Below are 19763 nucleotides of genomic sequence, written 5' to 3' on the forward strand. Positions count from 1 at the left end.
GATGTACTTCGCTACAGCTGTCTACGAACTTGTGGATTCCACCAACCTGGGTTGTCCATAGACGCGTCTCAGCACCATAGCGGAAAGTAGTCCCATATCGACAACGCCCAAAACAATGAGGACCTGTATCTGAATCCCGGCAAAATATTCCGAAATCCAGAAAATATAGCCAAGAAACATAATCGCCATGAAAACTGTACGTTCGACGGACAAGCCCAGGTGGTGGATCCCGAGAACAGCCGCTATCCCGACAAGAGTGGCTGATACGCCGATCACCAATGGCAATAGCTCGCTTCCTATCTGTTGAATTTCAACCTGCATGAGAAAAAATAGCTCCGCCATGATTATGATTCCCCGGTCCGTAAACTGCCTGTGTTGCAGTGGAATTACGCACTGACATCCGCAACATTATTTGTCCGTCGTCCCGGCGGGACGAAGCAAAGATTTCGTGCCACCAGCCAATTCAAAACGCTGCGGCGCGAACGTACCGCCGGATCAGCTCGAGCTACGTCTCAACACTGAGTAATTCTTATCCCGGGACATGACTGTCATGTAGACGACGATTGCTACGATACAGCTGAGGAAAATCAGGCTCGTGATGACTGTCCCAAATCCCAGTCCGCCATATTCAAGCGGCTGTGCAAGAAAGTCGCCGAGTGACGCCCCCAGGGGACGTGTGAAGATATAAGCGAGCCAAAATGCCCACACGCCATCGAGATTGAGGAAATAATAACACGCAGCCACAGCCGCGATGATGCCGCCAAAGATAAGACCCGTCGTTATAAAACCAAAACCGAATGTTTCCGCGACGAGATCGCCAGCTGATGTACCCAAGGCGAACGTAAACAGGATTGCCAACCAATAGAACGTCTCGCGCCTCGCCGTGAAAATCGAATGAATTGAAAGCGTCTTTTCACTCGCATACCAAAGAGCAAAAATGGCAATCAACAGGTCGCTGAAAATCGTCGTTGTGATCTGGAGTGACACGTGGAAATTATCAACGAGATTATCCGTAATGAGCGTGCCGACGACACTGATAAGCACTACAGCTGTCCAATAGGCCCAGGGTACGTATTTCTTCTGACGAAACTGGGTAATAAGTGCGACCACAAGAATGGCGCCCATAATTAAAGAGGTAACAGACAAGCCGAGACCAAGGTTGACTGCCAGGTAATCGGCAGCTGTCTCGCCCATCGTCACGGCCAGTAATTTTATTATCCAGAAATCAATCTTGACCTCAGGTACCCTGTTTGAGGGCCCGGGGACACCTTGTATGGACACGCTCATCGCCTTGGATCCTTATATGAATGGATGGGATGGAATTATTTGCCCATGATCTTCAAGGCCTGCTGAAAGAATTCGTCAGCCCGCTTGTCGTCGTCAGCGTTACAACGTTCAACGCCCTTGGCTTCAAGCTGAGCAACCGTCGCCTTGTCAGCATCCGAAAGTGTCGCGGATGATTTGGCGGCACGGACGTCTTTCAGCATGTCTTCACAAGGCACAGGACTTGCGGCGAACCCTTGCGATGCCGCCAGGCCCGACGACAGAACGAGGAACGAAATAAAGATGACGGATTTCTTCATTGGATTGAGCTCCTGATTTCATTAGCCAAGAAAGATGGGCTGACATAGAGACGGCTGACAAAAATGTTCTGTTCATCCGCAGGCCCGTTTTTATGTACTGCTCAATACGGGAGCCTTGCCAAAACAATACAGTTTCGTAAGGATCGCCTCGCACCGTGTCCCGACGAGGGGAGAAGGTGTCTCGCGTCAACCTGGCATCGTCAAAAACGAGAGCGCCAGAGCAGCAAGCAATACTGCGCTGATAAACAATGCCGGGTATTTTTCCAGATATCTGTTCAATTGCATTCTCCTTCATTGATCAGGTTTCACGAGGGAGAGATTGAACTCGAGATCTTACGGGTAATTGCCCGGCTGTTTACGGTTTTGTAAAAATGAGTGACCCGCTCGCTTTCTTACGAAATGGTAAGCTAGCGGCAAGGTCTCCGTTAAGCTGTTTCTATAATGAAATTCGAGTTTGATGATACTATGGGGCGTCCTCGTGGGAGGTACTTTGCGTACATCACCCTACTTTGGCTGGATATCATGAGAGCTCAGACTGGCTTCGATCGGATAAACATGCGGATACTGATCATAGAAGATGACCAACAAACGTCTGAATATATCGCGAAAGGTTTTTCCGAAGCGGGCCACAATGCCGAAGTCATTACCGAAGGCAGAAATGCGCTTTCGCACGCTGCCGGAGAGGAATACGACGTTCTCATTGTCGACAGGATGCTTCCCGGCCTCGATGGCTTGTCAATCGTCAAGGCATTGCGGGCTGCCGGCATCAAAACGCCAGTCCTGTTTTTGACTTCAGTCGGAGGGCTTGATGACCGCGTCGAAGGTCTTGAAGCAGGCGGTGACGATTATCTCGTCAAGCCGTTTGCCTTTTCTGAGCTGGCAGCACGGGTGAATGCTTTGCACCGGCGTCCGCCTTTTCAAAGCGAAACCAATGTTATATCAGTCGCCGATCTGGAGGTTGACCTGATCCGCCGAACTGTGCGGCGCAGCGGCAAGATAATTGATCTGCAACCGCGCGAATTCCGGTTGCTGGAAGTTTTGGTTCGTAATGAAGGCCGTGTCCTGACACGGACCATGTTACTTGAGCGTGTATGGGATTTTCATTTTGACCCAAAGACAAGCGTTGTCGAAACGCACATCAGCCGTCTGCGAACCAAGATAGACAAGCCTTTCCCGATCCAGCTGCTGCATACTGTCCGAAACACCGGCTATAGCCTGCATGCGCCACATTGATCTTTTCAAAAGCACCCCCTTCCGGCTGGCGATCATTTTTGCCATGCTTTTTATCGTTTCATTTCTTGTCGCCGGGATAGTCACATATCAACTGCTGAAGCGGGAATTGGCGGATCGCCTCGATCAATCCATTCAGGATACCTATTCGGTTCTGACTGCATCCTATGGTGATGGAGATGTCACGGATCTTTCGGACAACGTTAAGAGTCACGTGCTCTCCACCTTGGAAGACAACCGCGTTTTTCTGCTGCAATCGAAGTCCGGAGAGCGATTGTCGGGAAACATTGTCAAGGCAGACGTTCCGCCCGGCTGGTCGACTGCTGATGGTGCAAAACTTGGAATAGCCAGTAATTTTCGCTATCGCGTCTATTCCAGTTACGTCGATCAACAACCTTTGATCGTCGGAATCAGTTTCGAGGAAAACGATGAATATCTCAGGATCGTCTTTGTAAGTTTTGCCTGGTCAACCCTCATGGTTCTCGCGCTGGCTACGGCCGGAGGCATAATCCTCGCCTCGCGGGTGCAGAAACGGCTGGAGACTGTGGCATCAACCATGCGTGACGTCGGCTCGGGCAAGCTGGACATTCGTATTCCACTCGTCGGCAATGGCGATGATATCGACAGACTGTCAGGACAGGTCAACGACGCATTGGACCGCCTCGCTTCGCTCGTGGAAGGAATGCGCCAGGTCAGTGCAGACATCGCTCACGATCTCAAGACGCCATTGAACAGACTGTCTTTGACAATCAGCCAAGCCATCGACAAAGCGGATAATGGTGCCAATGTCAGCGCCGAGCTGCTGCGAGCGCAAGAAGAAAGCGGCCATATCAATGCAACCTTTGATGCTCTTCTCAGGATAGCCCAGATCGAAGCAGGATCGAGACGATCCCGCTTTTCCCGAGTTAACCTCAGTGAGTGCCTTGAGACGATCATGGATGTGTACTCCGATGTGGCCGAAGACCGTAAACAGGAACTCTTCCTGAGCCAGTCTGCGCATGACCCCATGCAGTTAGTTGGTGACCGGGAACTGCTCATTCAGCTTTTTGTCAATCTCGTCGAGAACTCGATAAGGCACTCCCCGGAAGGGTCGATAATCCGCATCAACGCAACCAGCACAGAAAAGACCGTTATGATTGAAATCGCGGACAATGGCCCCGGCATTCCGGCTGAAGAGCGCGGAAAAGTATTTCAGCGGCTTTATCGTCTTGATAAAAGCCGCACGACACCAGGCACAGGATTGGGCTTGAGCCTGGTCAAGGCAATCGCTGATCTTCACCGTGCAAAAATTACACTTGATGACAATCATCCCGGACTTCGGGTCCTGCTTGAGTTTCCGACAGCACCGCCTCATGAAGCAGGCGATCAGTCCGCTGCTTTCCTACAAACTTGACCAAGCCCTTCCAACCTTATGCTGGAAACAAACAGACCATGAACAACACGATCAAAACTAACCAACCCCGCATATGGCGGATCGTCACTCTAAGGGCTTTGGCTTCAATGCTGGCACTCGTGCTTGTCATCGGTGGATATTACGGAGTGATGCGGCTTCAAGGTAACTTTCATACAACCATAAGCGGTGAGCTCTACAGATCAGCCCAACCAACTCCTGCTCAAATCGCATTCTACCAAAAATCATACGGGATCAGGACGATCATAAATTTGCGGGGTGAGAATACTGGTAGAGATTGGTATGACAAAGAAGTCGGGGCAGCAAAAGCGCTTGGTGTCACTCACATCAATTTCCGCATGTCGTCCCGCCAAATATTGTCGCAGAATGACGCGGCTACACTGCTAGCCCTTATGAGGGACGCTGAGAAACCAATCCTGATTCATTGTGAGGGAGGCGCTGACCGTACCGGTTTGGCGGCGGCCCTGTACGTCGCTGCGCTAGCTCATGGCAATGAAGATCTCGCAGAATCCCAGATGTCATTCAGGTTTGGCCATTTCTCCGTTTCAATAAATCCAGCCTTCGCCATGGATGCAACGTTCGAAGAGCTTGAACCATGGCTTGGCTTTCCAAATTCGTAAAATGACGTCAGGGAGTTTGACACCCTCATGGCATCCGATTTGGCCAGTCCGATCACGGGTTCCATCGTAAAGGCAACATGTGGAGAGATTGCGGACTAGATATTTCTCTCTCAGGCTGAAACAAAACCTGCAGTCTATGGAGAAGAAAACATGCTGATAATTGCTGGACATTTCAAAGTTCCGCCTACAAGACGGCAGGCTTTCGTCGATGCGCACGCCGATTTGGTAGAACGGGCCCGCGCCTATCCAGGTTGCCTAGACCTGTCGATCAGTGAAGATCCTTTCGATCAGTCACGCGTCAACATGGTGGAATTGTGGGAATCCGAAGCCGTTCTGAATGCCTGGAGGAAAATCTCGAATCCACCCAAAACGGGTATAGAGCTCCAAGATGAGCACGTGCAAAAACATCTCATCAGTCACTCAGGGCCTCCGTTTTGAGATGACTGGAGCGGAATAGGAGACTAGGTCTCGTGTCTGAATGCCATATGCTGTAGCAACTACCAGTGACGAATTACCACACATTCGAGATTGCTGGCTTTCGCTGCCGCTTCCATGGCTTCCGGCACCGCATCAAACGGGAAGATTTTGGGTGTGATGGGATTGAGATCAAGCTGGCCGGTACGCAGCAGATTGAGCAATTTGAGATGAGCGTCGACCTCGTACATGAAGTTACCAATGATCTCGAGGCCATTAAGCATGACCTGCATGTAGTTGATGGGAACAGGTGTGGTCATACTGCCCATGAGCACAATGCGACCCTTTCGTCTTAGACCTCCCGAGCGCGGCCAGTGTTGCATTGGGGTCACTCGCCTGACCCACCATGTCAAAAGCCATGTCGGCACCGCCGTTGGATGCTATCCGCAAAACTTCTGCATCCTCCTCTACATCACCAGTGAGTTGAATGGTCGATAGTGCGGGCCGGCCTGCTGCATATGCCAACGCTGCCAGTGATTTGGCGTTGCGGCCGGCCGCAACCACTTTGCCAGCGCCCATCGCCAAGGCGACGAGGACCGCGGCGGTTCCATAGGAGCCAGTGGCTCCGGTGATGACAATAGTTTCGCCAGCCGCCAGACGGCCGCGGGAAAGACCACCAAATGGAATGACACATCGACTGAAAACGGCCAGCATTTCCGCCGTGACATGATCCAATCCATCAACCGGCGTTACCGCGGTAACGGGAAACAGAGCATATTCAGCCATTGTACCATTTGGCCAGTCCGCCTGTACCACGTCACTTTTGCCGCCGAAACTGGTGATGCCGATGAGGGTCTGTGCCTTGTCAGCGACGTTTTCCGCTGCCACCAAATGCGAAGAGAGGATGACCCTTTGTCCGGGTTTCAAATGCCAGACGTCGCGACCGACAGCCTCAATTACTCCAACCCCATTGCCACCCGGTGTAAAAGCACCGGGTGGCAAACGATAGGAGGGAAGCTTTCCCTCCACATAGTCCTTCAGATAGGACATGAGCGAAGAAGCTTCGACACGTACAAGTACGCTGCCCGGACGCACCTCCGGCATTGCTATGTGATTCAATTTGAGATCGTTACTGAAGCCTTCAATCTGCCAAGCTTTCATTCTCATCTCTCCTGAATGTTCTCAGAGCAGGTGATATCGCTATGTCCGCGGGGACTGAGCATTTATCAAGCCAAGACGCCGGCCTGGATCAGACGCGATCCAGGAACTCAAGCACTCGGGTGGTGAGTAGTGCGGTCGCATCTGCGTCGTACGACGGGAGCGAGCTATCGGCGAAGTAATGCTGATCGCCGGGGTACAGGAAAAGCTCCGCATCCTCGACCTTCTCCACGATCTCGCGTGCGGCGTCAATGTCCCCCTCGCCGACGAAGATTGGGTCATTGTCCATACCGTGGATCTGGACCGCGACGCCGTCCGGCCAGGGCCCAAAGGCCCATTCGCCACTGATCGGCAGGCAAGAGTAGAAGAGCAGGGCTCCGCGGGCTCCGGGCCGTGTCTGTGCAAGTTTCTGCGCAGGCAGCACACCGAACGAGAACCCGGCGTAGACGAGCTCGGGCGACATTTCGTCAGCGAGGCGGACGCCGCGCTCTCGCATTTCGTCCACTCCGATTTCACCAATGTACGCAAGACCCTCGTCGATACTCTGAAACGTGCGTCCGTTAAAAAGGTCCGGGGTGTGCACAATGTAACCGTGAGCCCGCAAATCGTCGGCAAATGCGCGCACACCCTGGGTCAGCCCCTGAGCGTGATGGAAGAGCAATACCTCAGTCATACAGGCCTCCGGGGTGAATGATGGGGCGAACGTTCAGATAATGCTCATAAAGATAACGTTTTCTCGTCGGCGTAGGAACTCGCACTCTCCCAAATAACTCATTGCGGCGACGACAACAACTGTTCCAAAATGGGGTTCTAAGCCCGAAACCGCGGAATTTTTAAACCTGTGTAATATCAGCACATTAGTGGCCACACGAACATCGCCAATAACCTAAGCTCTCAGCCGAAAAATATAATATCCCTGCACAACAAGCTAGAAATGTCTCAATGTCGCTTGGACGCAACCAACTGCGCGCGGCAAATTGTTACAAAAGCTCGGTCCATTTACCCAAATAGATCATATACCGGATGACTTGAGACGGATTGCCGCGTCATTACCACGCTAACATATTGTTTCCGCTTGCATATAAATATTCCGCGGTTTCGGGCTTAACCCCGCGTGTTGTCCCCGATCCGGCCCTTTGGCGACTGCAAAAACATCATAGCTTGCTGTTGGATCACTACCCATCCCGAGTGATCCTGCGGGCATGCCTGGAACCGCCAGCCCGGCGATGTCAGGCTTTTCCGCGAGAAGTTTCCTTAACGCTTCCAACGGCACGTGACCCTGCCGGAACACCAAAGCGTTTCTTGATGCCCGGCAGGTCGTCTGTGTTCACACGTTCGACCGCAAAACCCTCAACCTCCATGGACTTGGACCAAAGGTTGCAGCATCCACAGTTTGGGTCCTTGTAAACGGTCATCGATAACTGTGCTGCAGCTTTGGACCTGCCAGCCGTCAGGGCAACAAAAGTTGCCCCAATGCCTGCGCATATGAATTCACGTCGCTTCATCAATGTGTACCTCCAGCTTGCGGGTTCATTGTCGCTGATATCGGCAATGTGCCTGTGTCATTGGTTTCAATCGCGCCTGACGCTCGCAAATTCCATCCTTTAACGATGCCATAGACGGCAGGAATGAAAATGAGCGTCAGCAACGTCGACGAAATCATGCCGCCGATCATCGGCACGGCAATGCGCTGCATGACTTCCGATCCGGTTCCTGTGCTCCACAGGATGGGCAGAAGCCCCGCCATGATGGCGACGACCGTCATCATTTTTGGCCGGACACGTTCAACCGCACCCATCATGATAGCCTCGTTGAGATCGGCGCGCGTGAACTCCCCGCCACTGGCCGCCCGTCTTGCCCGGACTTCATTCAAAGCCTGATCGAGGTAGATCAACATGATCACACCCGTCTCTGCGGCCACGCCTGCCAGCGCGATGAACCCTACCGCGACGGCAACGGAGGTGTTGAAGCCGAGCCACCACATCAGCCATATACCGCCGACCAGGGCAAACGGCAGAGACAGCATGACGATCAAGGTCTCGGTCAGCGCCTTGAAGTTGAGGTAGAGCAGCAGGAAGATGATCGCCAGTGTCAATGGAACCACGATCTTCAGCTTGGCTTTGGCCCGTTCGAGGTACTCAAACTGACCGCTACAGGCGACGGAATATCCCGCCGGCAATTTGACTTGATCCGCCACAGCCTGCTTGGCCTCATGAACGTAGCCGCCAAGATCGCGTCCGGTAATGTCGACAAAGATGTAGACCACCAACTGGCCGTTTTCCGTGCGGATGGACGTTGCACCACGGGTCAATTCGACCTTGGCAACTTCACCGAGTGGAACGGTTCCTCCGCCTGGCAAGGCAATCTGTACATCGCGGGCGATGGCTTGCGGATCACTACGCTGCGAGCGGGGATAACGAATGGTCACAACGTAGCGCTCCCGACCTTCTACCGTCTGAGTGATTTGCTCGGCACCAAGGGCCATAGAGATGACATCCTGCACATTCTGGATCGAAAGGCCGTAGCGTCCGAGCGCCATCCTGTCCGGCACTATATCAAGAAAATATCCGCCGATGACCCGCTCGGCATAGGCGCTTGATGTTCCAGGCACCGTTTTGAGCACCTGCTCGATCTGTCTGGCGACACCTTCCATTTGAGCAAGGTCCGTGCCGTATGGGAGCCTGCGGTGGAGAGAACTAGAGCGCACGAAAAAGTTAATAACGGCGGAATGCCGATACCCCACTCAAATTAGGCAGAAGCAGCCTTCTAATGTAATAAGTGATAATAAGTTGACGGATTACATAGTGGCCCTCGAACATTAAACGGGCCTGCATAATTTCGATGGTAATCTCATCCTATAAACGGCCGGTCTAGCACATCTTCTCAGCTTTGAGACGCTACTGTACATCTTGCCCGTTTAATGTTCGGCGGCCATTGTTGGAGCCCTTATGGCCGGCACGTGGGGACAAATCGTTCATCACGACCCTTTGCTAGATAACCAATAATGAAGGGAGAGCCGCCGTCTATTCATCTTTGAACGACGCGTTCCGGCATGCATCAAAAAACAGGATAGATATCCGGCATCAGCTTCTGGCTTCGCAGATATTCTGTCAGTTCGACCAAGGGTATAACGCTGAGGAAAAAGATGCCGTCCTTGAAGGTTGCACCGAGTGCCTTCGGATGAAACAGGGTACTCTCGCTTTCAACGTAAATGTTGAAATTGGGCAAGAAAAATGGAACGCGACGCGCATATTCATCATACTTTAACCCGAACTTGGATCGAAGAAACTCTGCCTCTCGCCGGGCGGTAAAATAGAGAATTGCGTAGGCCAGTGCCCCCAAAACAAAGGCAAGCATCAGGCTGCCAAACAACAGTCCAATGGCAACCGCTCCCAATACCGAAAAGAGATAAAGCGGATTGCGGGTTACCGAATACGCGCCTGAGGTGACAAGAACAACGTTTTTGTTTCCACCCGCATAAAGTATCGACCACAGACGTCCAAACACGCACACCAGGAGCAGCAGCAGACCAAAAAGTTTCAAACACTCTCGTACAACAGACCCTTCAATCCAAATTGGGTAGGTGCCAACGAATAGGGGAATGAGAGCGACACAGATCAACTGCACAACCCGCAATCGAAGGCGTTGATTAAAGGGTTTGATACTGCGATGCAAAGACACGCGCGAATTCCTTCGTCTTAGATTGTTGGTCAATGACATCGCTAAAAATGCCTGATACGGTTACTGCGATACGACCTGATCGTTCTGCATTTTGCCCGATTTGTCGGTCCAAGAGGGTGGCGCGCCGAGCTTGGAACCAACGGCACCCATGAGGCCCGGAGCTCGACCGAAAGTCTCGCAAGCGGCGTATTTCGGCTTGCCGCCGAGCATCGAATTCATTTTTTGTCCGGAAGGCAATGCAATTTGCATGCCTGATGGTTCTTTGCCTGTGGCAATCATCCGGGAGAAGTAGTTGCCAAAATTGGATGCCAGACTATAGGCGTCGCCCACATCCGAAACCCGGGCATTATTGGTGATCGAGTTCGCTCCTTTGGACCAAACTACGGCCGCACGTTGCGCTCCGTTAAAATCAGTTGCCTCCGCTTCCACTGCAAGCCCGCCGAGCCCGACCGGAAGACGGGGAATGCCGACAGGTAGGACGGCACTGCTACCGAGTGAAACAGCGGTCGATACGCCTGCAATTGCCTTGTTTGTCGGGACGATATCTGTGACCACCGTACGCACGGTCAAATCTGCTGGCTGGTTTAATCCCACCACTTGGTACTTGTCGCTCAGCGCAACACAGACGGCCCGATCCAAGGCATTTGCGACCAAAGCGCGGTCTTCAGCACGGTTGACACGCGACGATACGCCGAACGCAAATGTCGTGGGCACGATCTTGACTGTTCGCGTGCCGGCAAGGCTTGGACCGTCCACGAAAGTGCGGGATTTGGTGAACTTCCCTTTTGCAGCGCCAAGGCGGTCATAGGATGTGAGTGTTCCGGCCTCCTTCAATGGAACGGACGTACAACCGCCAATAGCCAAGGCCATAGGCAAAGCCAGGAAAGCAAGCTTATGCCTCTGACGACCAACCGAGATAAAAGATGCTCCCTTAACACACACCCCCCACCTATCGATGGACAGTTCTGGCAACCTTGGTGTTGCGAATTGAAGGAACAATGACATTTTAGTGAAACTCCTGGCCGAGGTTGCATGCTAACGGGCGCAATTGTGCCCTGATCGTGCGTTGTTTATTCACGAAACCGCGTTTTCTTGTGTTTTTAAATGTTAAGTTAGTTTTCGCGAATGAAGCGAAAAAGTGGCAGAGCACTTGATCTTGAGAACTGTTTCATGATTATGCCGCTCCACTTTGGCTATCCGGAACATCATCGAGCGCACGGATCGTAAGTCTCGCAATAAGACCGTGTGGCTTGCGGTCAAGAAGACTGAGGCCTCCGCGGTGATGCTTTGCAACACCGTTCGCTATGGGCAGGCCAAGCCCAAAGCCGCCCCTTGTCATTGCGGGACGAGCTGAATCGGCCTTAAAGAAAGTTTCCAGTGCCCTCTTCTTCAAGTCGTCCGATAGTCCCGGCCCATCGTCACAAACATCAATGAGCACTTCGTTTGCCGTATCTCCTTGGTACAGGATAACATCAACGTGCTTGCCGTAACGTGACGCATTGTCAAGAAGATTGGTTATTGCACGGGAAAGAAGACGAGGTTTGCACGTAAGCGGCAATCGGGGCGGACCGCTGAATGATACTGAAAGCCCTGTATCGGAAAAGTCCGTTACCAGTGTCTGAAGCAGACTTGTAAGGTCGGCCTTGCTCGTAACATCAGCGGTTGGACTCATATTCGTCAAGTATACCATCGCATCGCCAATCATATTGGAGAGCATGTCGATATCACGCAACATCCTGCGTTGAAGTTCGGGGTCTGTGCAGCACTCCGCCTTCATTCGCAAACGCGTAAGCGGCGTCCTGAGATCGTGGCCAAGCGCTCGCAGCATGTTGGCGCGGGTGTTTACCATGCCGCGTATTCTTACCCTCATGGCATTGAGTGAGTCACTCAGGCTTTGAATCTCATCAACGTTTCCGGAGGAAAAGGCTTCCATATCGGTGTCCTGAAGACTGACACGCTGCGCCATCTCGGTAAACCGAGTGAGTGGACGCGTTATCCTGTGACTGATGTAGAGGGACAGAGCAAGCACAGGAAATGCCAAGGCCAGAAACTGTAAGAGATCAAGCAGAAAGTCGTGGCTCAAAGGAGGAATGTTTTGAGGAACCCTGGGGCTGAAAGTCAGCACACGGTTCTCGTTTACCTGAAGCGCCAAAATCCTGGTGTCGTCCGTCAACTCGGTCAATGCACTGACAAGATTTGTGCGGACGGATATCACGCGTTCTGTTGTGCTGGCCACGGAATTGAGGTTGGCCAGCTTTACGGAAAGTCCGGCTTGAGATGCCGCAGCAAGTATGATCGCCTGATCCGAGTCGGTCGAGGCACTCCTAATCTGGTCCACAACCATGAGCAGCCGGCCTGCAGTGAAGTTAGCCCATTCCCTCTGAGTGTGCCTGACGTCGATGAATGACTGCATGAAGGCAAGAAAAGCTGCAAGAACGATAATAGGCAGGGATGAAAGCAGAAAAATCTGCTTCGTCATCGATGACGAAATGAAGGCTCTCACCACTATAGTTTCTCGACTTCCGGAGTGAATAGATAGCCACCAAGACGAACAGTCTTGATGAAAGTTGGCTCTCGTCCTGGTTCGATTTTTTGGCGGACGCGGCTGATGTGCACGTCAATGCTACGGTGTACCGGACCCGCCGTGCCCGCATGGGTAAGCGCAAGTATCTCCTTGCGTGTAAGAACTTTGCCGGGGTTGTTGCAAAAGACAATCAGTACATCCAACTCAGCAGTGGTCATGGAAACTTCAACACCCTCCGGATCGCGTAATTGCCGCTTGGCGAGATCGAGCCGCCAGCCAGCGAATGCCAGCGTCACTGTTTGGTCTGTAGCCTGAGTGCCGTAAGACGACCGACGCAACAGTCCCTTTACGCGGGCAAGCAGTTCTCTCGAACTGAAAGGCTTGGTTACATAGTCGTCGGCACCCAATTCAATCCCAAGGATGCGATCAATCTCCTCACCAAGAGCCGTCAGCATCAAAATGGGAATTGTCATTGACGCACGTAGCCGTCTGCAGATGCTGAAGCCGTCTTCGCCGGGGAGCATTGCGTCCAGAATAATGAGATCAAAGCGTGTTTTGCCCAGCCGTTGATCCAGTTCCCGGCCCGAGATGACGGACGTGGCAGCAAAACCTGCACCCGTTAGCAAGGCGACAAGCATCTTGGCAATCTCCGGATCGTCCTCAACTACGAGAACGTGCGCTAAGGAGACATTAGTCGATACCTGTTCTGACAAAAGTTTCTTCCAATTTTCATTGGCGTGTACGAGCGTATTAATCATAGCACATTCTCGGCCCCGCTCATTCGCCCCGTCTAATCGCGTCTGATGATTTGGACCTCTTATCTCTGACAGTAGAATAATTTGCGTTTTTTAATGTTAAGAAATGTTTCCAGACTTGGTTCGCCCATTAAAGGCCTAGAACAGCTCTATGGATTGTTTGCTACTCGAACTGGCGCATCCGCCTGACTGAAAGGCACTTCTGATCGTCACTAAAGGGAACTTATGAGGATGACACCAAAACATGCAGCAATAACTCGTTTGTACAAATAGGGAAGTGAACAGAAAACGATCCCTCTGAATTGCCGACCGTCGCCTTACTAAGGTGTTCTTTCATCAAAGATATGAATCGCTCGAACCATATCGATTCAAATTAGTCATTGGACGACTGGCTCGGAAATGACGATCCTTTGGATCGTGTCGGACAGGTCTACATCATTCCATGTCACGCGTTGTGATCCTGATCGCAACATGGCGCGGTTTTATAGTCTGACGATACAGGAAACACTGTTTGGCGAGGTGTCGCTTATACGAAGTTGGGGGCGGATTGGGACTAAAGGACAACAGAAAGTCGATACATTTCCCGGGCATCGTAACCTTAACTTGGCGGTAAATTTGTACGGCGACAATGCGGGATGACCAACGTTGCCACGTCGCTTTATCATCGCCACCGTTTTCCAGCCGAGATTATTGCCGAGGCGGTCTGGTTGTATTTCCGCTTTCCATTGAGCTTTCGCATGGTGGAGGACATGCTGGCTTACAAAGGGATCATCGTCTCCCACAAGACGGTGCGCGAATGGGCAGAAAAGTTCGGTCGGCAATATGCCACTTTGATCCGCCGTCGCACCCCGCGTCTTGGTGATAAGTGGCACCTCGATGAAGCCGTCATCACGATTAAAGGCGAGCGGCATTATTTATGGCGTGCCGTGGATCAGAATGGCTTCGTGCTTGAGGTTCTTGTCCAGAAGCGCCGGGATACCAGAGCTGCCAAACGTTTCATCCGGAAACTCTTGACCGGCCAAGGTGCTGCACCACGCGTCATGGTCACCGATAAACTCCGATCATACGCAGCTGCCCATCGCATCATTGGCCTCACCGTCTGTGATCATCGCCGGCATAAGGGTTTAAACAACCGGGCCGAGAATTCCCATCAGCCGCTACGACGACGTGAACGGGTTATGAAGCGTTTTAAGTCAGCGCGCCATCTACAACGCTTCGCATCCATTCACGACCCGATTTACAACCTTCATCACTTTCCGCGCAATCAATTCAGCTCTGCCAACTACCGGGATCTACGCCAGGCTGCCGCCAGCGTATGGCGTGAAATCACATGCCCGCAAGCCGCCTGAAAAAGCGCATAAAGGTCGAACTCTGTCCGTGGCCAAGTTAAGGTTACGGTGCCGAACGGTGAACTGCAGGTTTTGGCAATTGAGAGCCTTTTGCGCGATGCTTTGCGCAACCTGATTGAAAATGCTGTGAAACACACGACTGACGGTGTTTGCATAACTGTCAGTATCCGTTCGAACGGCGTTGTGACCGTGACCGATGACGAGCGAATCCGACAACGAAAAGCAGTGGAACCAGCTACTCAAAGCAATACCAAAGGCATTGGCCTGGAAATAGTCAAACGCATTGCCGAATTGCATGGGGCTCATTTCCAATTGGTCCGCTCAGAGCACGGAACGCGGGCAAAGGGCACCGTAACCTTAACTTGGCCACGGACAGAGTTCGACCTTTATGCGCTTTTTCAGGCGGCTTGCGGGCATGTGATTTCACGCCATACGCTGGCGGCAGCCTGGCGTAGATCCCGGTAGTTGGCAGAGCTGAATTGATTGCGCGGAAAGTGATGAAGGTTGTAAATCGGGTCGTGAATGGATGCGAAGCGTTGTAGATGGCGCGCTGACTTAAAACGCTTCATAACCCGTTCACGTCGTCGTAGCGGCTGATGGGAATTCTCGGCCCGGTTGTTTAAACCCTTATGCCGGCGATGATCACAGACGGTGAGGCCAATGATGCGATGGGCAGCTGCGTATGATCGGAGTTTATCGGTGACCATGACGCGTGGTGCAGCACCTTGGCCGGTCAAGAGTTTCCGGATGAAACGTTTGGCAGCTCTGGTATCCCGGCGCTTCTGGACAAGAACCTCAAGCACGAAGCCATTCTGATCCACGGCACGCCATAAATAATGCCGCTCGCCTTTAATCGTGATGACGGCTTCATCGAGGTGCCACTTATCACCAAGACGCGGGGTGCGACGGCGGATCAAAGTGGCATATTGCCGACCGAACTTTTCTGCCCATTCGCGCACCGTCTTGTGGGAGACGATGATCCCTTTGTAAGCCAGCATGTCCTCCACCATGCGAAAGCTCAATGGAAAGCGGAAATACAACCAGACCGCCTCGGCAATAATCTCGGCTGGAAAACGGTGGCGATGATAAAGCGACGTGGCAACGTTGGTCATCCCGCATTGTCGCCGTACAAATTTACCGCCAAGTTAAGGTTACGATGCCGGGCAAAGTTCACCTTCCAGTCAATCTAACGTCTCCGCTTGCCTCGCACATCAATTCATATTCTTGCTATTCGACAAACCCGGCATCGATTTTGTGCAAATCACATTCTGAAGAATGATCTTATCTCGGATAATGAAAGCTATAAAATCTATATTGATCAACAATAATTCTTGTGGCTCAATGAGCATACGATATCTGGTATGGCATATTGTACTCCAAGAGAACTTCATGCGGAAAGAACGTTTTGATCAGAAAATAGAATATGAACCATACCTCACACCAGTATGGCCATTCGTTTTTATCTTTGTATTACTTGCTCCGATCATATTATACGCTGGCCGGGTGTTTAAATAGGCATCCAGCGATATGCACATTTTCTCTTAATCTATGAGCAGCACATCATCAGCTCCCGGTGTAATTTGCACGAGACCCAGATTGGGCGAGTTGAACTCGGAGCAGAACCTTCAGAGCTAACGATGGGATTGGGTAGTCACGCGGACAGCAAAGATTATAATCAGCAAAGGCACTAGTGTGATGAGTGCAATCATCGCCCAGGCGTCATTGATTGCAACAGTCATTGCTGCTTTCGCCACTGCACTTAGAATACCCTCGCCCGCCGCATTAAGTGGATGTTGCATGCTAGCAAGCGACCCGCTGGATGCACCCACAAATTCTTCCGTTTTTGCATCCTTCGCCAAGAGGCCATTTGCGATTTCTACCCCATGGGTCGTCGATCCTGTGTAGATAACCGTGTCAATTAACGCCAATCCGATTGCTCCGCCAAGATTACGCATAAGATTGAACAGGCCACTCGCGTCAGGAATACGCAGAGCTTCCAGGTTTCCCAACGCAAGCCGCGTGGGTGGAAGCAGGCAAAACATGATTGCCAATCCGCGTATAACTTGTGGCCAGAACATTTCCGCTGCATCGGTTTGAGGCGTTTGAAACGCGCTGAACCCAAGGCCGACAGCAAACAGCATGAATCCAAAAGTTGACAATATGCGGGCTTCAACACGTTGTTCCAGTATGACCGCAACAGGTGCGATTACCAGTTGCACAACGCCCGTTACGAGCATCATTTTTCCGATGTCCAATGCATTGTGTCCCCTGACAAACGCCAGAAACACGGGCATCAAATAAACCGATCCGAACAGCCCAAATCCCAATACAAAGCTCAACATGCAGCCGATGGCAAAGTTGCGATCCCTGAAGTTTTTAAGATCAACGAGAGGTACGGCTGAGCACCAAGTTCTGCGGCAAAATCCACCCAGACTAATTATACTGAAGACAATAAGTCCAATGACCACCGCACTTGTCCATCCACGGTGGGGAGCTTCTTTCAGAGCAAGCTCCAAGGCGGCTAATCCCAGAGCCATCATGGCAAGCGAGGCAAAATCCAATGATCTGATCTGGCCGAGTTGCATTGGCTCGCGCACCAGCAATATGTAGCCAAGTATTGCAGCCACCAGCCCGGGCGCAAGATTGATCAGAAAGAGCCAATGCCAGGAATATGTATCGGTTATCCACCCGCCTATGATTGGTCCGACTGTTGGGGCCATGACGGCGACCACTCCCGCTATGGTTGTGGCAATCCCCTGTCGACGTTCAGGAAAGAGCAGAAATACCGCGGAGAACACCAATGGGATCAGCGTGCCGCCGGAGAAACCTTGGAGAACGCGCCAGCACAGTAATGTAGCAAAACTGTCGCTTTGCGCACAGCCGAGAGACGCTGCCGTAAAGCAAAGTGTGCCCAGAACGAACAGCAACCGCATGCTGAGCAAACGAGTAAGAAACCCGGTCAATGGTATCGCCACCACTTCGGCAATCAAATAAGCTGTCTGTATCCAGCTCATTTGGTCCGGATCAATTTTCAACGCTGCTTGAATGGTTGGCAGGGATGTCGCCACGATCTGCACGTCGAGGATAGCCATGAACATGCCGATACACATGGCAAAGAAGCCCAACCAGGTCGCAAGGCCAGGCAAGGTAGCATCTGCACCATCTGTGCCCGTCATCGCAACTCCGACAGCGCAGAATTCTCCTCACGAATTCGAATCGTCAAGACCAAGGCATTAAGGATGGAGAATATTACAGAATACCACACAAGCCCAAAGCACAATGGAAAGACCGCAATCTCGCCAATGACGACCACATAATTTGGATGAGAGACAAACCGGTAAGGTCCGTTTTTCACCAAAGGTATTCCTGGCACTACGATAATACGCGTTGTCCAGCGCTTTCCGAGCGTCGCAAGAACCCATACCCGCAGTAACTGAAGCAGCGCAAATATGGCAAGCCAAACAGGAACTATCGGCTTATCCCACGCAACGTACCAAAGCCCTGCAAGCCAGGCCGTGTGCAACACAACGATCAGGATGTAGTGCCGCGGCGCTACTTCGTAAGCACCTTGTTGCAAAAGAGCCTTGGTATTTTTCTTTGCAATGTATAGCTCCCCCAACCGCTCAAGTGTCACAAACGCCAGGAGTGCCAGAGACGCAATCATGCAGCAGACTTTAGCGACACGCAGCTGACGCTGAAACCGGGGCCCATCGCGGTAAGAAGAGTTCGAGATGGAAGGCCAGCCTTGATAACCCTATCAAGGACAAAAAGCGCGGTAGGAGCGGACATGTTGCCGTATTCAGACAGCACATCGCGTTCGTGATTTAGACTGCCTTGATCCAGCGAAAGAGCACTTTCCAGTGCAGCCACAACCTTGGTTCCACCCGGATGGCAGGCAAATCTGTCTATGTCAGCAAGTGCAAGGCCGGACCGGTCCAATATCCCGCTTATTGCAGGTGCAATTCGCTCTTCCGCAAATGGCGGTATGGCTCTGTCAAAAATGACGCCGAAGCCTTCCCTATCAACACTCCAGCCCATGATATCAAGAGTATCCGGCCAGATATGCTGACCAGACATTTCCACGGCTGCCATGCCTTCCTCCGCTACTTTGAGGATACAGGCTGAGGCACCGTCCCCAAACAAAGCTGTTGCCACAATATTTGCCTTTGTCAGCTGGTCCAGCCGAAATGCCAGTGTGCAGAGTTCAACCGCTACCAGCAGAACAACAGTCCCGGGACGTGATGCTGCCAGGCGCGATGCAATGGAAAATCCGGAAACGCCACCGGCACAACCCAAACCGAAGACAGGTACACGTTCAATACTGTCCCGAAACCCCATCTTCTGCGACACACGGGCCTCAATGCTAGGTGTGGCAATACCCGTCGATGAAACGGTGACGACAGTGTCTACGTCTTCAGCCCGAATGCCCGCACGTTCCAAAGCATCCCTTGCAGCGGAAACAAACAGATCGCAAGCGCCTTCGATGTAGGCAGTATTCCTTTCAGGCCATCCCAAGGGCTCCAGATACCATTCGAGTGGGCGAATTGCGTAACGGGTACGAATGCCCGAACTTTCGAACACCTTCGCCAGACGATCAAAGTCTTTATATCGTGATGAAAATGCATGATGTGCCGTGGCGGCGGCGTCCCGTTGAGTAATTCTATGCGCGGGAACGGCGGTTCCAATTGAAATCAATTTGACCGGCTGGGACATCGACACTCCTTAATAGCTTTCGCTTCGGACTGTCGGTTCTTCACAAATCCCGCGAATATTCAGTCACTGCCAAGAGTAACGATACCTTTGAGTATAAAGTTCCGCAAACGGCCTAAGACCAGCATCCGACAGAGCGAGAGATCAATTGACGAGATACTGTTGAGTTGCGCCAACGATTGACCCACTTTCCATTTGCCATTGAAAAACTCGATGCCGCAGTTCTATGCCTTTCACCTGCCATGACGGTCATGAGAGCGTATGATTTGCAACAGATCTTGTCATTGCCCAAGGGTCTGCCCGGTTTTGCGGCTCCTGCCCCGTTCAA

The 19763-nt window shown here is 52.0% G+C and carries 21 protein-coding genes and 2 pseudogenes; 7 read left to right on the forward strand and 16 right to left on the reverse strand.

Translation table 11 applies throughout. From position 1 onward, the window contains the following. Positions 1-21: 21 nt before the first annotated feature. The 3 genes from HB779_RS21800 to HB779_RS21810 form a co-directional block, all read right to left on the reverse strand. Positions 22-342, reverse strand: coding sequence for a hypothetical protein (locus HB779_RS21800; protein WP_188346068.1), 321 nt, complete (start codon positions 340-342; stop codon positions 22-24). Positions 343-495: 153 nt separating this feature from the next. After that, on the reverse strand, positions 496-1287 hold the full coding sequence (locus tag HB779_RS21805) for a hypothetical protein (protein ID WP_188346069.1): 792 nt from the start codon (positions 1285-1287) through the stop codon (positions 496-498). 35 nt (positions 1288-1322) lie between these two features. Continuing rightward, positions 1323-1583, reverse strand: coding sequence for a hypothetical protein (locus HB779_RS21810; protein WP_188346070.1), 261 nt, complete (start codon positions 1581-1583; stop codon positions 1323-1325). 555 nt (positions 1584-2138) lie between these two features. On the opposite strand from HB779_RS21810, the gene HB779_RS21815 reads away from it, so the two are divergent. The 4 genes from HB779_RS21815 (at position 2139) to HB779_RS21830 (ending at position 5282) form a co-directional block, all read left to right on the forward strand. Further along, positions 2139-2816, forward strand: a complete 678-nt coding sequence (locus HB779_RS21815) for a winged helix-turn-helix domain-containing protein (protein WP_188346071.1) — start codon at positions 2139-2141, stop codon at positions 2814-2816. After that, the gene (locus tag HB779_RS21820) at positions 2803-4206 is read left to right on the forward strand and encodes a HAMP domain-containing sensor histidine kinase (protein WP_188346072.1); all 1404 of its coding nucleotides are present in this window, start codon (positions 2803-2805) and stop codon (positions 4204-4206) included. Before HB779_RS21815 ends, HB779_RS21820 begins: the two co-directional genes overlap by 14 nt. A gap of 38 nt (positions 4207-4244) precedes the next feature. Next, positions 4245-4844: a tyrosine-protein phosphatase gene (locus tag HB779_RS21825; RefSeq protein WP_188346073.1), complete on the forward strand. Its 600-nt coding sequence runs from the start codon at positions 4245-4247 to the stop codon at positions 4842-4844. A gap of 150 nt (positions 4845-4994) precedes the next feature. Continuing rightward, entirely contained in the window at positions 4995-5282 is a 288-nt protein-coding gene (locus tag HB779_RS21830) for a putative quinol monooxygenase (RefSeq protein WP_188346074.1), read from the forward strand. Between the two features lie 59 nt (positions 5283-5341). Here HB779_RS21830 and HB779_RS25830 read toward each other — a convergent pair whose 3' ends face one another. From HB779_RS25830 to HB779_RS21870, 9 genes and pseudogenes are all read right to left on the reverse strand, one after another. Continuing rightward, positions 5342-5578 carry a hypothetical protein gene (locus HB779_RS25830; protein WP_371823944.1) on the reverse strand — a complete coding sequence of 79 codons (237 nt, stop codon included), beginning with the start codon at positions 5576-5578 and terminating at the stop codon, positions 5342-5344. After that, complete coding sequence (locus tag HB779_RS21835; protein ID WP_371823945.1) at positions 5535-6419, reverse strand: alcohol dehydrogenase catalytic domain-containing protein; 885 nt, start codon at positions 6417-6419, stop codon at positions 5535-5537. The genes HB779_RS25830 and HB779_RS21835 overlap by 44 nt, the downstream gene beginning before the upstream one ends. An 88-nt stretch (positions 6420-6507) precedes the next feature. Beyond that, positions 6508-7089 (reverse strand): dienelactone hydrolase family protein, encoded by a 582-nt coding sequence (locus HB779_RS21840; RefSeq protein ID WP_188346075.1) that lies wholly within the window; start codon positions 7087-7089, stop codon positions 6508-6510. Between the two features lie 384 nt (positions 7090-7473). Further along, positions 7474-7921: pseudogene (locus tag HB779_RS21845) on the reverse strand (DUF411 domain-containing protein). Beyond that, positions 7921-9090, reverse strand: a pseudogene (locus tag HB779_RS21850) (efflux RND transporter permease subunit); the annotation flags it as partial. The pseudogenes HB779_RS21845 and HB779_RS21850, both read right to left, overlap by 1 nt. A 383-nt stretch (positions 9091-9473) precedes the next feature. Next, on the reverse strand, positions 9474-10097 hold the full coding sequence (locus HB779_RS21855; RefSeq protein ID WP_188346076.1) for an isoprenylcysteine carboxylmethyltransferase family protein: 624 nt from the start codon (positions 10095-10097) through the stop codon (positions 9474-9476). Between the two features lie 60 nt (positions 10098-10157). Further along, positions 10158-10967 carry a DUF3313 domain-containing protein gene (locus tag HB779_RS21860; RefSeq protein WP_244642759.1) on the reverse strand — a complete coding sequence of 270 codons (810 nt, stop codon included), beginning with the start codon at positions 10965-10967 and terminating at the stop codon, positions 10158-10160. 304 nt (positions 10968-11271) lie between these two features. Beyond that, entirely contained in the window at positions 11272-12576 is a 1305-nt protein-coding gene (locus HB779_RS21865; RefSeq protein ID WP_188346078.1) for a HAMP domain-containing sensor histidine kinase, read from the reverse strand. A gap of 26 nt (positions 12577-12602) precedes the next feature. Next, complete coding sequence (locus HB779_RS21870; protein WP_188346079.1) at positions 12603-13379, reverse strand: response regulator; 777 nt, start codon at positions 13377-13379, stop codon at positions 12603-12605. A gap of 396 nt (positions 13380-13775) precedes the next feature. Between HB779_RS21870 and HB779_RS21875 the strand changes: the two genes are divergently transcribed. From HB779_RS21875 to HB779_RS25835, 3 genes are read left to right on the forward strand one after another with little or no spacing between them, the layout of a single operon-like run. Then, on the forward strand, positions 13776-14015 hold the full coding sequence (locus HB779_RS21875; protein WP_188346080.1) for a WGR domain-containing protein: 240 nt from the start codon (positions 13776-13778) through the stop codon (positions 14013-14015). Next, positions 14012-14725 carry an IS6 family transposase gene (locus tag HB779_RS21880; protein WP_188346081.1) on the forward strand — a complete coding sequence of 238 codons (714 nt, stop codon included), beginning with the start codon at positions 14012-14014 and terminating at the stop codon, positions 14723-14725. The genes HB779_RS21875 and HB779_RS21880 overlap by 4 nt, the downstream gene beginning before the upstream one ends. A 48-nt stretch (positions 14726-14773) precedes the next feature. Then, positions 14774-15190, forward strand: a complete 417-nt coding sequence (locus HB779_RS25835; RefSeq protein WP_188346082.1) for a HAMP domain-containing sensor histidine kinase — start codon at positions 14774-14776, stop codon at positions 15188-15190. On the opposite strand, the gene HB779_RS21890 is transcribed toward HB779_RS25835, so the two are convergent. The 4 genes from HB779_RS21890 to HB779_RS21905 form a co-directional block, all read right to left on the reverse strand. Beyond that, a complete protein-coding gene (locus HB779_RS21890; RefSeq protein ID WP_188346081.1) occupies positions 15124-15837 on the reverse strand; it encodes an IS6 family transposase in 714 nt (237 codons plus the stop codon). The two genes, HB779_RS25835 and HB779_RS21890, sit on opposite strands and share 67 nt — an antisense overlap. Positions 15838-16356: 519 nt before the next feature. After that, positions 16357-17901, reverse strand: a complete 1545-nt coding sequence (locus HB779_RS21895) for a DHA2 family efflux MFS transporter permease subunit (RefSeq protein WP_188346083.1) — start codon at positions 17899-17901, stop codon at positions 16357-16359. After that, positions 17898-18389, reverse strand: a complete 492-nt coding sequence (locus HB779_RS21900; RefSeq protein WP_188346084.1) for an isoprenylcysteine carboxyl methyltransferase family protein — start codon at positions 18387-18389, stop codon at positions 17898-17900. The genes HB779_RS21895 and HB779_RS21900 overlap by 4 nt, the downstream gene beginning before the upstream one ends. Further along, positions 18386-19438, reverse strand: coding sequence for a type III polyketide synthase (locus tag HB779_RS21905; RefSeq protein WP_188346085.1), 1053 nt, complete (start codon positions 19436-19438; stop codon positions 18386-18388). Before HB779_RS21905 ends, HB779_RS21900 begins: the two co-directional genes overlap by 4 nt. Positions 19439-19763 lie beyond the last annotated feature (325 nt).

This window comes from Phyllobacterium sp. 628, from assembly GCF_014189505.1.
GTDB lineage: Bacteria > Pseudomonadota > Alphaproteobacteria > Rhizobiales > Rhizobiaceae > Phyllobacterium.

Coding starts and splice junctions, on each gene's coding strand:
- HB779_RS21800 (WP_188346068.1), bottom strand. CDS start 342: ATGGCGGAGCTATTTTTTCTCATGCAGGTTGAAATTCAACAGATAGGA.
- HB779_RS21805 (WP_188346069.1), bottom strand. CDS start 1,287: ATGAGCGTGTCCATACAAGGTGTCCCCGGGCCCTCAAACAGGGTACCT.
- HB779_RS21810 (WP_188346070.1), bottom strand. CDS start 1,583: ATGAAGAAATCCGTCATCTTTATTTCGTTCCTCGTTCTGTCGTCGGGC.
- HB779_RS21815 (WP_188346071.1), top strand. CDS start 2,139: ATGCGGATACTGATCATAGAAGATGACCAACAAACGTCTGAATATATC.
- HB779_RS21820 (WP_188346072.1), top strand. CDS start 2,803: ATGCGCCACATTGATCTTTTCAAAAGCACCCCCTTCCGGCTGGCGATC.
- HB779_RS21825 (WP_188346073.1), top strand. CDS start 4,245: ATGAACAACACGATCAAAACTAACCAACCCCGCATATGGCGGATCGTC.
- HB779_RS21830 (WP_188346074.1), top strand. CDS start 4,995: ATGCTGATAATTGCTGGACATTTCAAAGTTCCGCCTACAAGACGGCAG.
- HB779_RS25830 (WP_371823944.1), bottom strand. CDS start 5,578: ATGACCACACCTGTTCCCATCAACTACATGCAGGTCATGCTTAATGGC.
- HB779_RS21835 (WP_371823945.1), bottom strand. CDS start 6,419: ATGAAAGCTTGGCAGATTGAAGGCTTCAGTAACGATCTCAAATTGAAT.
- HB779_RS21840 (WP_188346075.1), bottom strand. CDS start 7,089: ATGACTGAGGTATTGCTCTTCCATCACGCTCAGGGGCTGACCCAGGGT.
- HB779_RS21860 (WP_244642759.1), bottom strand. CDS start 10,967: ATGGCCTTGGCTATTGGCGGTTGTACGTCCGTTCCATTGAAGGAGGCC.
- HB779_RS21865 (WP_188346078.1), bottom strand. CDS start 12,576: ATGACGAAGCAGATTTTTCTGCTTTCATCCCTGCCTATTATCGTTCTT.
- HB779_RS21870 (WP_188346079.1), bottom strand. CDS start 13,379: ATGATTAATACGCTCGTACACGCCAATGAAAATTGGAAGAAACTTTTG.
- HB779_RS21875 (WP_188346080.1), top strand. CDS start 13,776: ATGACGATCCTTTGGATCGTGTCGGACAGGTCTACATCATTCCATGTC.
- HB779_RS21880 (WP_188346081.1), top strand. CDS start 14,012: ATGACCAACGTTGCCACGTCGCTTTATCATCGCCACCGTTTTCCAGCC.
- HB779_RS21890 (WP_188346081.1), bottom strand. CDS start 15,837: ATGACCAACGTTGCCACGTCGCTTTATCATCGCCACCGTTTTCCAGCC.
- HB779_RS21895 (WP_188346083.1), bottom strand. CDS start 17,901: ATGACGGGCACAGATGGTGCAGATGCTACCTTGCCTGGCCTTGCGACC.
- HB779_RS21900 (WP_188346084.1), bottom strand. CDS start 18,389: ATGATTGCGTCTCTGGCACTCCTGGCGTTTGTGACACTTGAGCGGTTG.
- HB779_RS21905 (WP_188346085.1), bottom strand. CDS start 19,438: ATGTCCCAGCCGGTCAAATTGATTTCAATTGGAACCGCCGTTCCCGCG.